At 69.5% G+C, this 13,880-nt stretch carries 12 protein-coding genes; 6 read left to right on the forward strand and 6 right to left on the reverse strand.

What is annotated here, in order from left to right; translation table 11 throughout:
- Positions 1-515 precede the first annotated feature (515 nt).
- Entirely contained in the window at positions 516-1,010 is a 495-nt protein-coding gene (locus KBY95_RS02685) for an allophycocyanin subunit alpha-B (protein WP_254963128.1), read from the reverse strand.
- 122 nt (positions 1,011-1,132) lie between these two features.
- On the opposite strand from KBY95_RS02685, the gene rlmD reads away from it, so the two are divergent.
- A complete protein-coding gene (rlmD, locus tag KBY95_RS02690) occupies positions 1,133-2,503 on the forward strand; it encodes a 23S rRNA (uracil(1939)-C(5))-methyltransferase RlmD (RefSeq protein WP_254963129.1) in 1,371 nt (456 codons plus the stop codon).
- Here rlmD and pheT read toward each other — a convergent pair.
- A complete protein-coding gene (gene pheT, locus KBY95_RS02695) occupies positions 2,500-4,956 on the reverse strand; it encodes a phenylalanine--tRNA ligase subunit beta (protein ID WP_254963130.1) in 2,457 nt (818 codons plus the stop codon). The two genes, rlmD and pheT, sit on opposite strands and share 4 nt — an antisense overlap.
- 112 nt (positions 4,957-5,068) lie before the next feature.
- On the opposite strand from pheT, the gene rpmG reads away from it, so the two are divergent.
- The 3 genes from rpmG (at position 5,069) to KBY95_RS02710 (ending at position 7,615) form a co-directional block, all read left to right on the forward strand.
- The gene (gene rpmG / locus KBY95_RS02700; RefSeq protein ID WP_254955951.1) at positions 5,069-5,263 is read left to right on the forward strand and encodes a 50S ribosomal protein L33; all 195 of its coding nucleotides are present in this window, start codon (positions 5,069-5,071) and stop codon (positions 5,261-5,263) included.
- Between the two features lie 89 nt (positions 5,264-5,352).
- On the forward strand, positions 5,353-5,574 hold the full coding sequence (rpsR, locus tag KBY95_RS02705; RefSeq protein ID WP_006041316.1) for a 30S ribosomal protein S18: 222 nt from the start codon (positions 5,353-5,355) through the stop codon (positions 5,572-5,574).
- 1 nt (position 5,575) lies between these two features.
- Positions 5,576-7,615, forward strand: coding sequence for an RNB domain-containing ribonuclease (locus tag KBY95_RS02710; RefSeq protein WP_254963131.1), 2,040 nt, complete (start codon positions 5,576-5,578; stop codon positions 7,613-7,615).
- Between the two features lie 11 nt (positions 7,616-7,626).
- Here KBY95_RS02710 and KBY95_RS02715 read toward each other — a convergent pair whose 3' ends face one another.
- From KBY95_RS02715 to KBY95_RS02725, 3 genes are read right to left on the reverse strand one after another with little or no spacing between them, the layout of a single operon-like run.
- Positions 7,627-7,941 (reverse strand): hypothetical protein, encoded by a 315-nt coding sequence (locus KBY95_RS02715; RefSeq protein ID WP_254963132.1) that lies wholly within the window; start codon positions 7,939-7,941, stop codon positions 7,627-7,629.
- Positions 7,942-7,978: 37 nt separating this feature from the next.
- Positions 7,979-8,554: a hypothetical protein gene (locus KBY95_RS02720; protein WP_254963133.1), complete on the reverse strand. Its 576-nt coding sequence runs from the start codon at positions 8,552-8,554 to the stop codon at positions 7,979-7,981.
- Positions 8,551-10,413 carry an FAD-dependent oxidoreductase gene (locus KBY95_RS02725; RefSeq protein ID WP_254963134.1) on the reverse strand — a complete coding sequence of 621 codons (1,863 nt, stop codon included), beginning with the start codon at positions 10,411-10,413 and terminating at the stop codon, positions 8,551-8,553. The genes KBY95_RS02720 and KBY95_RS02725 overlap by 4 nt, the downstream gene beginning before the upstream one ends.
- A 149-nt stretch (positions 10,414-10,562) precedes the next feature.
- Here KBY95_RS02725 and metG point away from each other — a divergent pair, with 149 nt between their 5' ends.
- Positions 10,563-12,113 carry a methionine--tRNA ligase gene (gene metG, locus KBY95_RS02730; RefSeq protein WP_254963135.1) on the forward strand — a complete coding sequence of 517 codons (1,551 nt, stop codon included), beginning with the start codon at positions 10,563-10,565 and terminating at the stop codon, positions 12,111-12,113.
- Positions 12,110-13,240, forward strand: a complete 1,131-nt coding sequence (lptC, locus tag KBY95_RS02735) for an LPS export ABC transporter periplasmic protein LptC (protein WP_254963136.1) — start codon at positions 12,110-12,112, stop codon at positions 13,238-13,240. Before metG ends, lptC begins: the two co-directional genes overlap by 4 nt.
- Here the strand turns inward: lptC and KBY95_RS02740 are convergent.
- Positions 13,158-13,841: a cofactor assembly of complex C subunit B gene (locus KBY95_RS02740; protein WP_254963137.1), complete on the reverse strand. Its 684-nt coding sequence runs from the start codon at positions 13,839-13,841 to the stop codon at positions 13,158-13,160. The genes lptC and KBY95_RS02740 overlap by 83 nt on opposite strands.
- Positions 13,842-13,880 lie beyond the last annotated feature (39 nt).

Consider the following 13,880-nt stretch of genomic DNA (forward strand, 5'->3'; position numbering starts at 1 on the left):
CTGTCTTTGACACAGATACGCAGAGCAGATCGGTGATGCGCAGGCGTTCCAGGACGGCAGGGCGGACCGTTCTACCTCTTTGCCCCTGACTGAGATCAGTCATCTCGGGTAGGACGATCAACAAGACCCGCCTCTAGACCCAGCTGAGACCAGTGGACCCTTCTGACTGGCCTGTGTCGAATCGCCTAGGGCATTTCGGCCGTGCCGATGGCAAGGGGTGGTGCCTTCGACCTCGAGATGTCCGGCCCCCTCTGGCGGCGACCCCGACGCCAGCCCATGCAGGACCTCGCGTCTAACTCATCTTGGTCTCTTCATGAGATCGTTCATGAGTCGCAGGCTGGAAAGAGGAGACGGTTCTGCCCCGACTCTCTCACCGCCTTGCCATGGGATATCGCGACGATCTCTGCTGACACAAAAAATCCCCCGTCAGTCACGAGGGGGATTGGCCGCTTGGCTGTCTCACCTAAGTCTAGAGTATGGTCTCGTGCTGGGTCTCAAGGTGGAATATCTAGACCTCAGGTGGAGGTCTGCAGCCCCTGGATCAGGTAGTCGAAGTACGGGCCGGCCAAGGTGGCCTCCTCGCCGCCCAGCAGAACCAAGGCCGCCTCTTTGAGGGTGCGCATCGCTTCCACCATGCCGGGCAGGGGCACGCCGAGGCTGTTGTACATCTCCCGGGCCCCCACAACGCCGATCTGCTGGATCAGCTCGGTGCTGCCGGCCAGGATTCCGTAGGTGACCAGCCGCAGATACCAGCTGTAGTCACGCAGGCACTGGGCCCGCTGCTTCTGCCCGAAGGCGTTGCCGCCGGGAGCCACGTAATCCGGCTTGCGCAGAAACAGTTGCTTGGAGGCCTCGGCGATGATCTTCTTCTCGTTGTCGGTCAGCACCCGGACAACGCTCAGCCGGCGGGCTCCTCCACTGAGGAACTCCACCATCGCGCGCAGCTCGCCGCCCGTGGGATAGCGGAGCTGATCATCGGCCTGGAGGATCAGATCGCGAACGACGCTCATAGCAGCGACCACAGTCCGGCGAATCCTATCGAGAGCAGAGCCCCAGCTTGGGCATCAGGTGCAAGGTGTAACGCCCCTTTGCACGACCCCCGATAGGGTCGCAGCAGTGGTGCGGATCGCACATGGCCTCGGTGGGCGAAAAGCTGCAGATGGAGATCACCGATCTGGGCCACGACGGCCAGGGGGTGGGACGCCATGACGGCCAGGTGGTGTTCGTCAGCGGTGCCCTGCCCGGTGACACGGTGGAGGTACGCCTGCAGGTGGTGGCCCGCCGCCATCTGGTGGGCCAGCTGCAGCGTGTGATCACGCCCTCTCCCGAGCGCCGGCGTACCCCCTGCATCCTGGCCGACAACTGTGGCGGCTGCAGCTTGCAGCCCCTCACCGACGCCGCCGAAGCGGCCTGGAAGCAGCGCAGCCTTGAGCAGACCCTGCAGCGCATCGGCGGCCTGAGCGCGCCGGTGCGGCCCCTGCTGGCGGCGGAGCCCACCCTGGGATACCGCAACCGCGCCCTGATTCCCCTGGAGCGCAGTGCCGATGGCACCCTGCGCGCCGGCTACTACCGGCGGGGCACGCATCGGATCGTCAACATGGCCCGCTGTCCGGTGCTCGACCCCCGCATCGACGCCATGATCGCGCCGCTCAAGGCCGATCTGGAGGCCAGCGACTGGCCGATCGACCGCCATGGCGGAGACCCCGAGGCCGAGGACGGTCCTGGCCTGCGCCATCTGGGCCTGCGGGTGGGGGCGGCCACCGGCGAGCGGCTGCTCACCCTGATCAGCAGCCATGACGACCTGCCCGGTCTCGAGGCCCTGGCCGACTCCTGGCGGCAACGCTGGCCCGAGCTGGTGGGCGTTTGCCTCAACCTCCAACCCCGGCCGACCAATCGCCTGATGGGGGACGAGACGCGGGTGATCCGCGGCCGGGACTGGCTGAATGAAACGTTCTCCGGCCTGCGCTTCCGCATCGCCGCCGACACCTTCTTCCAGGTCAACACCCGCCAGGCCGAGCGACTGGTGCCCCATCTGATGGAGGCCCTTGGACCCGGCCCAGGCGACGCCTCCCTGCTGGATGCCTATTGCGGCATCGGCACCTACAGCCTGCCCCTGGCCGCCGCCGGCTGGCACGTGACCGGCCTGGAGCTGCACCCCCGTGCGGTGGCCATGGCACGGCTCAATGCCGCCGCCAATGAACTGGAGGGTCGGGTGCAGTTTGAGCAGGCCGATGTGCCCCTGGTGCTGGAGGAGCGCCTGCAGGGCATGCAGGCCCTGGTGCTGGATCCGCCCCGGAAGGGGCTGAACCCGGCCGCCACGGCGGCGATCCTGGCGGCGCCACCCAACCGGATTGCTTACGTGAGCTGTGATCCAGCCGCCCTGGCCCGGGACCTGGCCCAGCTGTGCGGTTCTGGCGTCTACCGGCTGAACTGGGTGCAGCCCATCGATTTCTTCCCCAACACCAGCCACGTGGAGGCCCTGGCGGCCCTGGAACGCCGCTAGCGGCGCTGCTCAGCCCCGAACTGGCGCTCAAGGGCTTCACGCACCCGGCCATGGGCCGTCTCCACCTCCTCGTCGGTGAGGGTGCGGGCGCTGTCGCGGTAGCGCAGCCGGAAAGCCTGACTGCAGCGGCCGGCCTCCAGCTGGGCGCCCTCGTAGCGATCAACCAGTTCGGCCTGCTCCAGCAACGGCTTGCCCGCCTTGCGGATTGCCGTCAGCAGGGCGGCGGCACTGGTGTCGATGGGAACGACAAGGGCCAGGTCCCGCTCGGAGGCTGGCACGGTGGCGAAGGGGCGGAAGGCCGGCTGCCAGCGGTTGCGTCGGGTGCCGGCGCTGAGCAGCGGCTCCAGCTCCAGCTGGAACACGTAGGTGGCCGAAGGCAGGTCGAGGGCTTCGGCCTCGGTTGGGTGGAGCTGGCCGAACCAGCCCGCGGACTTGCCTTCCACCACCAGCTGGGCGGCGCGCCCCGGGTGAAGCAGAGGCGCGTCGGTCAGGGGGCGATCCTCCATTGGCAGGCGCAGGGGCTCGAGGCCGGCCTGGAGCACGCCGCGGGCCTGGAAGTAGTCGGGGGGGGTGGGCTTGCCGGAGCTGCGCCAGCGTTCGCTGCACCGTTCCCCGGCGATCACGCCCACCAGCAGGGTGCGTTCAGCGTGGCGCCCCTCACCACTGGCCGCCCCACCAGGGAACACCCGGCCGATCTCGAAGCCCCAGAACCCTGGCAGGGAAGCCTGAAGGTTGCGCCGGGCGGCCTGGAGCAACTCCTGATGCAGGTTGTCGCGCAGGTGGCCGTAGTCGGCCAGGAGCGGGTTGGCCAGGGGAACCCGATCAGTGGCTGCCGAAACCAGAGACAGCGAAACGACCTCCTGAAGGCCAGCTGCGCAGAGGGCCCGCCGCAGGCGCCGCTCCAGCTGCTGGGCCGGTTCAAGGCCGCCAGGAATGAGGGGATCAGGCAAGTGGGTGGCGAAACGGTCGTAGCCCACCAGCCGCGCCACCTCCTCGATCAGGTCCACCTCGCGCTTGAGGTCCATGGCCCGCTCGGGCGGCACCCGCACCTGCCAGCCCTCCGCGTCCTCCTCCAGCACGCAGCCGAGAGCTTCCAAGGTGACGCTGATGCGCCCGTCATCGAGGTCGCGCTCCTCACCGTCCTCCACGATGGGGCCCAGGAGGTTGTGGAGAGCGTCGCGACGCAGCCCCAGGGGAAGCTGCGCGGCCCATTCATTCTGGTGCAGCCAGCGGCCTTTCAGCTGGGCTGCGGCCAGCTCCTGCAGCAGGGCCACGGCCCGGTCGGCGGCAGCCAGGGTGATCTCCCGCGGCACCCCCTTTTCGAAACGGCTGCAGGCCTCGGTGCGCAATCCAACGCTGCGGGCCGAACGCCTTACGGCCTGGGGGGCGAACACCGCCGCCTCGAGCCAGATGGCGGTGGTGGCTTCAGTGACCGCCTCGCCCAGGCCCCCTATCACCCCGGCCAGGGCGATCGGATGGTCGGCGCAGGTGACCACCAGGGCCTCTTCGCTCAAGGTGCGCTCCTGGCCGTCAAGGGCCACAAAGGACTCACCGCTGCGGCCCTGGCGCAGGCCGATACTCCCCGGCTGGGGAGTGGCACCAGTGAGTTCTCCCAGGCGATCCCGGTCGAAGGCGTGCAGGGGCTGGCCGGTTTCCAGCATCACCAGGTTGGTGATATCGACCACGTTGTTGATGGGGCGCACACCGGCCCGCTCCAGCCGCTGGCGCAGCCAGTCCGGGGAGGGGCCCACCCGCACGCCCTCGAGCGACGTGAGGCTGAACAGGCCCCCCGCCTCGATGGCCTCGCGGTCGGGCGCCGCTGGGGCCAGGGGCTCGGCCGCCACCACCGCCGCCGCCGCGGGGAAGCTGGTGCTGCCGCCGCTGAGGGCTGCCACCTCCCGGGCGATCCCCCGCATCGACAGGCCATCGGGGCGGTTGGCGGTGATCGCCAGCTCCAGCACCTGGTCATCCAGGCCCAGCAGCGGGCCCACGGCCGTCCCCAGTGGGGGCACGCTGGTCAGCAGCTTGTCGAGCTCGGCGATGCCGTCGCTGCCGTCGTCGAGGCCCAGCTCCCGCAGGGAGCAGATCATGCCGCTGCTGGCCACCCCGCGCAGTTCGGCCGGTTTGATCGTCAGTCCCACAGCCGGCAGGGTGCTGCCCACCAGGGCCACGGGCACGTGCAGACCCTGGCGCACATTCGGGGCGCCGCAGACAATCTGAAGGGGCTCGCCATCGCCCACATCCACCTTGCACACGCTGAGCTTGTCGGCGTTGGGGTGGCGGTCGCGCTGCACCACGTGGCCCACCACCACGCCGGCCGCCCGGGCCGCCAGATCCTCGATGCCTTCCACCTCGAAGCCGGCGATCGAGAGGCGCTCCGCCAGGTGCCCAGGCTCCAGGCAGGCCGGATCCACGCTGACCAGCTCCCGGAGCCATTGGAGCGAAACCAGCATCGGAACGTTGCACAGCAGCCATCCACCTTAGGAAGCGACCAAGGCCTGTCCCACCGGGAGGTATGGTGCTGAATCGTCTCCCTGCAACGCATACGCGGCGCAACGTCCTTCCATGGCCAAGAACAAGGGCGTCCGGCTGGTGATCACCCTCGAGTGCACCGAATGCCGGTCCAACCCCGCCAAGCGGTCCCCTGGCGTGTCCCGTTACACGACCCAGAAGAACCGCCGCAACACCACCGAACGGATTGAACTCAAGAAGTTTTGCCCCCACTGCAACGCACCCACCGTCCACAAGGAGATCAAGTGAGGTTGTTTCCCTTGCGGAAATCCCTCTCCTGACAACACTCCGGAGCCTGCAGCGGCAGTTCCCCCCCTTCGTTCCCTCACTCCGTTTCCATGTCCAGTTCCTTCTTCAAAAAGCGCCTGTCGCCGATCAAGCCCGGTGATCCGATCGACTACAAGGACGTCGATCTGCTCAAGAAGTTCATCACCGAACGCGGCAAGATCCTTCCCCGCCGGCTCACCGGCCTGACGGCCAAGCAGCAGCGCGATCTCACCAATGCCGTCAAGCGGGCCCGGATCGTGGCCCTGCTGCCCTTCGTGAATCCCGAAGGCTGAGTTGCCCGCCGCCTCGCGTCGGTTCACGGCGGGTGACCTGGTCGGCCTCCACGACGACAGTCGCAGTCTGCTCGCGGTCGTTGTGGCCGAAAAGGGCACGCGCCTCGATCTCAGGGTGGGTTTCGAAGCCAAGGCCGTCCAACGGGGAGTCCGGCAACTCGATCTGATCGCCGCACTGCCTGGCGATCAACCGCCCCCCTCCCGGCTGTCCCAACCCCCCTGGGGACTGAGCCAGGAGGCGTTGCAGCAGGCCGTCCCCAGCCCCCGGGAGCTGGGGGCGGCCTGGCTGCTGCTGCTGGACGAGCCGGCATCCCTGGACCTGGGCGACTTCGTCGACCTGATCGGCGACGGCGGCGACCCAATCCAGCGGGCCGCCTCCTGGCTCTGGCTGCAGGGCCCCCAGACCCTGTTCCGCTGGCGCCAGCAGCAGGTCGAAGCCCGGCCGCTGCTGGATGTGCGCCGGCTGCGCCGGGACGCCCGTCGCCAGAAGCTGGCGGAGCAGCGCCGACACCAGTGGCAGGACGCCCTGCGCCAGCGCCAGCCGATCGACCCGCAGCAGCTCGAGCCCGAGCAGCGCCAACAGCTGGCCCTGCTGCGGGAGTGGGCCGGCGGGGACATCAGCCGCCCCCTCCCCGACGACCTGCACCGCGCCCTTCAGGCGGCCCACTGCCCGATAGAAGCCTCGCCGATCCGGCACCTGCTTGTGGATCTGGGCCAGTGGGAGCGCCACCATCTGCCCTCGCTGGAGAACACCACCTGGCAAGCGGGTTTCTCCGAGGAGCTTGAGGGTGAGGCGAGGCGGCTGGTGGACCTGGCCGCAACGGAGCGTCCCGGTGACGAGCGCCGCCGCGACCTCACCGGCTTGCACACCGTCACGATCGATGACGAGGACACCCGCGACATCGATGACGGCCTCTCCCTGGAGCGCGGGGCCGACGGCACACCGCGGCTGTGGATCCACATCGCCGACCCGGGGCGGCTGGTGGCGGCGGACAGCCCCCTCGACACAGAAGCCCGGCGCCGGGCCAGCAGCCTCTACCTGGCACGGGGCTCGCTGCCGATGTTCCCCGAGGTTCTCAGCACCGGCCCGATGAGCCTGCGCATGGGTCAGCGCAGCGCGGCCCTGAGCCTGTGGGTCGAGCTGGCCTCCGACGGCACGGTGGCCGGCTACGGGCTCGAGCCCAGCTGGGTGCAACCCGCCTATCGGCTCAGTTATGCCGATGCCGATGAGCTGATCGAGCTGGCCCCGCCCCAGGAGCGCTACCTCGAGGAGATCCACGCCCTGATGGAGCTGCGGCGCCGCTGGCGCCTGGCCCGGGGGGCGCTCAACCTTGACCAGCCCGAGGGGCGAATCCGCTGTGACCACCAGGGCGCCCAGCTGGAGATCACCGAACCCTCGCCGTCACGGACGATGGTGGCCGAGGCCATGATCCTGGCCGGCGCCGTGATTGCCCAGCTCGGGCAGACGCAGAACCTGGCCCTGCCCTACCGCAGCCAGCTGGCGGCGGAACTGCCGCCTGAGGCTGAGCTGCAGGCCCTGCCGGCCGGTCCGGTGCGCCACGCGGCCATCAAGCGTTGCCTCAGCCGGGGCCTTCTCGGCACCAGTCCGGCCCCCCACTTCTCCCTGGGCCTGCCCTGCTACGTGCAGGCCACCTCACCGATCCGCCGCTACAACGACCTGCTGGTGCAGCGCCAGCTGCTGGCCCACCAGCAGGGAGAGCCGGTGCAGGATGAGGCCCAGCTGGGGACGCTGCTGAGCGAGCTGGAGGGGGCGATACGCCAGGGTCTGCAGATCGCCAGGGAGGATCAGCGCCACTGGCAGCAAGTGTGGTTCGAGGCGCAGGAGCAGCACCAGTGGCCGGGGTTGTTTCTGCGCTGGCTGCGGCCCCAGGACCGTCTCGGCCTGGTGCACCTGCCGGATCTGGCCATGGACCTGGCCGCCGAGTGCCATGGCGACCCCAGCCCCGGCGACGGGTTGCTGGTACGGCTGCAGCAGGTGGATTCCCTGCGGGACCTGCTGCGGTTCACGGCTGCCCCCTAGGCCATCCCAGCTCAGGGACTGAGGTTGTACTGGCTCATCGCCTGCTGCTTGCAGATGGTTTCGGCCTGCTGAATGGTGGCCCGGGCGTTCACTTGCTTGGCCACGCACGTGCAGGTGTCCTTCGCCAGGCCGGCCGGCACAGGCTTGCCCGCCTTGGCGAAGTCGGCGTTCACCGCCTGGGTGCAGTAGTGGATGATCAGCTGATCGCGCATGTTGTTGAGGCCCTGGGCCCGGGCGGGGAGGCAGGCCACCAGCAGAGCGGAACCCGCCAGGCAGAGCAGTGCAGGCAGGGGCCGACTGGCGAATCCGGGGTTGGTGACGACCATGGGGGGACGACAGGGAGTTGGAGCATTTTCGCCGACCTCAGGCCAGCGGGCAGCGCCGCCTCCAGAGCAGCAGCAGCACCAGCCCCACGCAGGCCAGGCCCACCGCCGCAGGGAACAACGCGGTGGTGAGTGTCAGCTGTTCCAGGGACAGGAGCACCAGCAGATTGCGCAGCACGAACAGGCTGTAGAAGCCAACCCGTTCCTGCTCCGGGTGGGAATAGGCCCGCCGCAGGGTGGGGCCGAAGCCCAGCAGATCCACCAGGGTGAGAATCACCACGGCCCAGAGAGGATCGGCAGTGAGCACCCAGAAGGGCAGAGCCGAGCTGGCCCCCAGCAGGAACAGCCAATCACTCGTCGTGATCTTCCCGTCGGCGCCATGGGCGTGGGCCAGCCAGGCGATGAGGAAGGTGATCAGGGCCGACACGCCTGTGGGCCAGGCGCCCACGCCGGCTCCACCGGCGCGTTGGGCCAGGAACACCAGCAGGGTGGTGACACCCCAGATCAGCCAGGAGAACACATGGGGGCGGGTGCGACCCGATCGGATCGAGACGATGTAGGGAAGGAAGGCCGCGAAGGTGAGCGCGATGGCCGCGACGCTGAGCAGCGGCTTCACGGCACGAGCCGCGACACCCGCAGCCAGGGGCCCCAGGGGTTGGCACAGCCGATCAGGGCCACAGGGGTGGGGCGATCGAGGCTCAGCAGCCAGTGGTGCAGCGCTGGCTCCAGGGCGATGAGTGGCCAGGCCCCCGTTTCGCCATGGAGCACGTAGCCGCCCTGGCCATCCGGTACCAGTTCGCCCCGCCAGAGGCGTTCGCCAGGCTCGGGGGGAGGGGCCCAGCCCGCCGGTGCCGCCAGCTCCGCGCTCGCCTCAAGCTGCCCATGCCGATCCAGTCGCTCCGGTGCCTCCAGCGCCTGACGCTGCCGCTCCCGCCAGAGGGGGTGATGCCAGGGGGTGTCCCATAACGGCAACACCCCGGCAGGGGCGACGAGATCGCTGATCAGGGCCTCCTGCAGGCGACGCACCGGCAGGGCGGCCGGCTCCAGCCCGTGGCGCACGCAAAGCGCCGCCGCCAGCCCGGCGGCCTGGCCGATGTTGAGCACCAGGGGCTGCAGCCGGGTAGCCCCATTCGCCATGTGGCTGACCCCGAAGCCTTTGTCGGCGGCCAGCAGGTTGGTCACTCCATCACTCACCAGGGCGCCGTAGGGAATCGTGAACGGGGTGCCGCTCCAACGCCCGCCCCAGCGGCAGCTCTTGGGGGCGAGGGGCCAGTCGCCGCCGGGGTAGTGGTGGTCATTGGCGTAGTTGCCCACGGCGATGCTGCTCAAGGCCCCATCGGCATCACGGCTGAGCGGGGCGATGCAGGCGCCGCTGGCCTGGGGCAGCAGGTGTTGCTCCAGCACCAGTTCCCGGGCCACCAGCCGGCGGCCCTCGCGCCAGTAGGGCATCAGCGCCAGGGACTCGCCACCGTCCAACCGGCCGGCCATGGCCTCTTCCTGGCTCGGGAAGACGGCTGCCGGCCCCAGCCAGCCGCCGCTGGCCTGGCGCAGGGCGGCGGCGAAGGCTTCGCTGTGGTCGCGCATGGCGGCCAGCAGCTCCCCTTCAGCCGCTTCGGCATCCGCGGCCCCGCCGGCGACCTGCTCGGCGAAGGCCCGTTCCAGGCCGTGGTGCCAGTCGTTGCCGTGCAGGGGCCAATTCAGCATCACCAGGCCTCCTGGCAGGCGGCCGTAGGTGAGGGTGCGCTCCAGGCCGAAGGCTTCGGTGGCCCTGGCAAACGGGGCGTCAAGGCACGGGGGGGAGTGACGCCAGGCGTCCCCCGCGGGGGCGGCCGGTCCTCCCCGTTCATCCAGCTGGCCCAGGCACACCCAGGTGGGCGATTGGACCGGCTGCTGCTGGAAGAAGGGCTCGCGCCGGAGGCGCTCGGCCGTGGGGGCGCTGGGCTCCTGCCATAGCTCTTTGGCTTCCCAGCCGAAGCGGAAGGGGGCCCCGGCCAGGGGAAACAGGTCGCCGCGGTCGCTGCCGTCGATGACGATCGTTGGCAGCAGGCGCTGCTGGAGGCCGCCGTGCCCCACGCTCACGGCGCTGATGCGATCGCCGTCCCGCTCGATCGGCCCCAGCCGGGCCCCGGCCCACCATTCGAGCCGGGCTTCGGCGGCCACCCAGCGGCGCAGGATCCGTTCTGCGCTGGCGGGGCGGTAGCCGAAGCAGCTCACCCAGTTCTGATCCAGACCCTCCGGCTCGCTTCTCTGCAAGGCCCGCAGCAGCGCCCCCCACAGGCCGCTCTGCCAGGGGCTCAGCTCATTGCCATCGGGGGCGCAGACGCCAGCGGCGCTCACCATCCCCCCTAGCCAGGGCCCGGGTGTGAGCAGCAGGGTGCGTGCCCCGGAGCGGGCGGCCTGGAGGGCCGCGGCAACACCACCGCTGCCACCGCCCCAGACGAGAACCTCTGCCCGGCGATCAAAGCCCGTGCGCATCTGTGACGAGGGGGCCGGGATCAGGGGGCCAGCATCCCACCCTGGGACCCCAGTGGGGCCACAGTTAAGATCCGAGCCCCGGGCCAGGTCCGATCGGTGTCACGGGGAACCTTCCTGTCGCCGGCGGATCCGGCCGACGTCGCCTGCCGATGACCTATACCCTCACCACCCCCCTTTACTACGTCAACGACCGCGCCCACCTGGGCAGCACCTACACCACACTGGCCTGCGACAGCATCGCCCGCTTTCGGCGGCTGCAGGGAGAGCGGGTGACCTTCATCACCGGCTGCGACGAGCACGGCCTCAAGATCCAGCGCTCAGCGGAAGCCTCCGGCCTCACCCCCCAGGCCCATTGCGATGCCATCAGCGGCGAGTACCGCGACCTCTGGCGGCGCTGGGGCATCAGCAACGACCGCTTCATCCGCACCACCGACCCCCGCCACCGGGCGATCGTCGAGCAGTTCTTCGCCCGGGTCGAAGCCAGCGGCGATGTGATCGAAGGCCGCCAGCAGGGGTGGTACTGCGTCGCCTGTGAGGAGTTCAAGGAGGAATCAGCGGCGGCCCAGGAGCCCCACTGCCCCATCCATCTGCGCCCCCTGGAGTGGCGCGATGAGCTCAACCTGTTCTTCCGTCTCTCCCGCTACCAGGAGCAGATCGAGCAGCTGGTGGCCAGTGAGACTTTCATCGCGCCGCGCTCCCGGCGCCGGGAGGTGGAGAACTTCGTTGCCGGAGGCCTGCGCGACTTTTCCATCTCCCGGCTCGATCTGCCCTGGGGCATCCCCGTTCCCGGCTACGAGGGCCACACCTTTTATGTGTGGTTTGACGCCCTGCTCGGCTACCTCTCGGCCCTGTTGGGCCCCGATGATCCCGCCGACCTGGGCCTGCTGGCCGAGCGCGGCTGGCCCGCCCAGCTGCACGTGATCGGTAAGGACATCCTGCGTTTCCATGCCGTCTACTGGCCGGCGATGCTGCTGTCGGCCGGCCTGCCCCTTCCTGAGAAGGTCTTCGGCCATGGTTTCCTCACCCGGGAGGGGCAGAAGATGGGCAAGTCGCTCGGCAACGTGCTCGATCCCGACATGCTGCTGCAACGCTGCGGCGCCGATGCGGTGCGCTGGTACCTGCTGCGCGACATCCCCTTCGGTGATGACGGCGATTTCCAACAGCAGCGCTTCAGCGACCTGGTCAACAACGACCTGGCCAACACGATCGGCAACCTGCTCAATCGCACGTCTTCCATGGCGCGTCGCTGGTTTGATGAGGCCGTGCCACCGGCCGGAGACGCCGCTGACGCCGACCATCCCCTGGCCCTGCGTGCGACGGCTTGCGGCGTTGCCGTTGACGCCGCCTTCGAGGCGCTGGATTTCCGCATGGCTGCCGTGGCGATCCTGGAGCTGGCGGAGGCGGCCAACGGCTTTCTCAATGACCGGGCCCCCTGGAAGGCCATCAAGAGCGAAGAGGGCCGGGCAGGGGTGGCCGAAGACCTCTATGCGGTTCTGGAAACCAGCCGCTGGGTGGCTGTGCTGCTGGCTCCCCTGCTGCCGGATCTCTCGGGGCGCATGCTGGGCCAGCTGGGCCAACCGCCGCTGGCAGGCGACACCGGCTGGACGGCGGCCCGACACTGGGGGAAGCTGGCCTGCGGCCATCCCCTGCCCGAGCCAACACCGGTGTTGACCCGTCTGGAACTGGATTCCCCCCTTTGACCCCTTCCCTCCTGGCCCGACCCTGGCACCTGGCGGCCTCGCTGCTGCTGCTCTCGGGCTGCGGTGGCGGCGAGGTCACCCGCGAGACGCCCCCTACCCCCTTCGTGTTCCGCTCCCTGAATCTGCGCCAGCAGGACGTGCTGGGGCGGCCGAACTGGGAGCTCACCAGTCCGGAAGCCCGCTATGACCTGCGCCGGCGCGTCGCCCGGGCTCTGCGGCCCCGTGGCGTGATCTACAGCGGCGGCAAGCCGGCCTATCGGGTGGAAGCCTCCACCGGAACGGTGATCAACGACGGGGCCGTGATCCTGCTGGAGGGGCGGATCCGCCTGCAGCGCCTGGGCAGCGCACCGGTGATGATCCAGGGTTCACGGGTGCGCTGGCTCCCCAGCCGCAACCTGATGGAGATTGACCGGCACCCCGAGGGCTTTGATCCCCACACCAGGTTGTCCGCCGAGCGGGCCACCTTCCGCATCGACAAGGACACCCTGGAACTGCAAGGGAAGCCGCAGCTCAAGCGCTGGTCCCAGGCCTTCGATCCCTTCCTGGCCAATCCCGTCGGCTCCCCCCAGATCGTGGTGACCGTGGCGTCGGTGCTGTGGCAACCCGGCAGTGGCGCTCTCACCGCGGGGGGGCCGGTGCTGGGGGAACGGCGGCCGCCGGGGTCGGCCGCTGGCGCTCCTCTCCAGACCCTCACGGCCACCTCGCTGAACGGGAACACCCAGACGCAGTTGTTCAACCTCGGGCCGCCGGTGCTGTTCAAGGATCCGGCGGTGGCGGGCGGCGTCAGTGCCCGGGGCAAGGCCATGCAGGTGGATGCGGCCCAGAAGCTGGTGCGGATTCCGGTGGGTTGCCTGATCGAGCAGGCCGGAGCCAGCCTCCAGGCCCGGAGCTGCGCCTGGAACTGGCAGACCCAGGCGATCGCGGCTGATGGCTCGGTGTTGCTGCAACGGCCCGCCAGTCGCCAGCTCACCCGGGGCAGCTTGCTGCGGGGCCAGCTGGGCGAGAAGGGTTCCGTCATCGTGACCGCCCCGGGCGGGCGGGTGTTCAGCCAGTTCCAGGTGCCGCCGTCGAAGACACCTCCTCGGCCGGCTCCTCCCCGCCCGAAACCCGAGCCAATTCGCCTGTAAGGCGCCGGCCCCAACCCTCCACCCAGACGAGGTCGCTGCGGCTGAAACAGCGGGGTGACCAGCCGCCCAGGACCAGTACGCCCTCGTCGCCCAGGGGCTGGACCAGCACCGCCGGCAGCCCTGGGGGAAGGGCGGCGAATTCATCCCGACCCGGATAGAGCTTCAGATCCACCAGGGAGATCGCCTTGCCTGTGGCCATCGAACGCCTGCAGATCGCACCCGGACTGAAGCCACCGCTGCCAAGCAGACCCCGTTCCAGCAGGAGGCGGCCGCGCCAGTGGAGCAGCAGCACCGCCGCCGGCGTCGCCGTCAGGAGCATCGTGCTGCCCCAGCCCAACTCTTCGGCCAGCGGAGCCTCCAGATCCGGAGCCAGGTGGAGTCCCTCGCGGCCTTCCAGGGGCACCCGTTCCGGCGCCACGGGCTCCACCCGCTGCCAGAGCAGGGACACCAGTAACAACAGCACCGACAGGATGCTGCCCAGCACCGAGGCCCGCTCCAACGATGGATCGAGGTTGGGGGCGGTCATCTGGTTGACCACGACCAGAACCAGCCCCGTCAGACCACTGGCCAGAACGACGCGGGCGGCGGCGGGCATCGCCATCGTGGAGTTCCATGGTCCGAAGGTGACTTCAGGATGCCG

Source organism: Cyanobium sp. Aljojuca 7A6, from assembly GCF_024346455.1.
In the GTDB taxonomy this organism is placed as follows: Bacteria; Cyanobacteriota; Cyanobacteriia; order PCC-6307; family Cyanobiaceae; genus Cyanobium.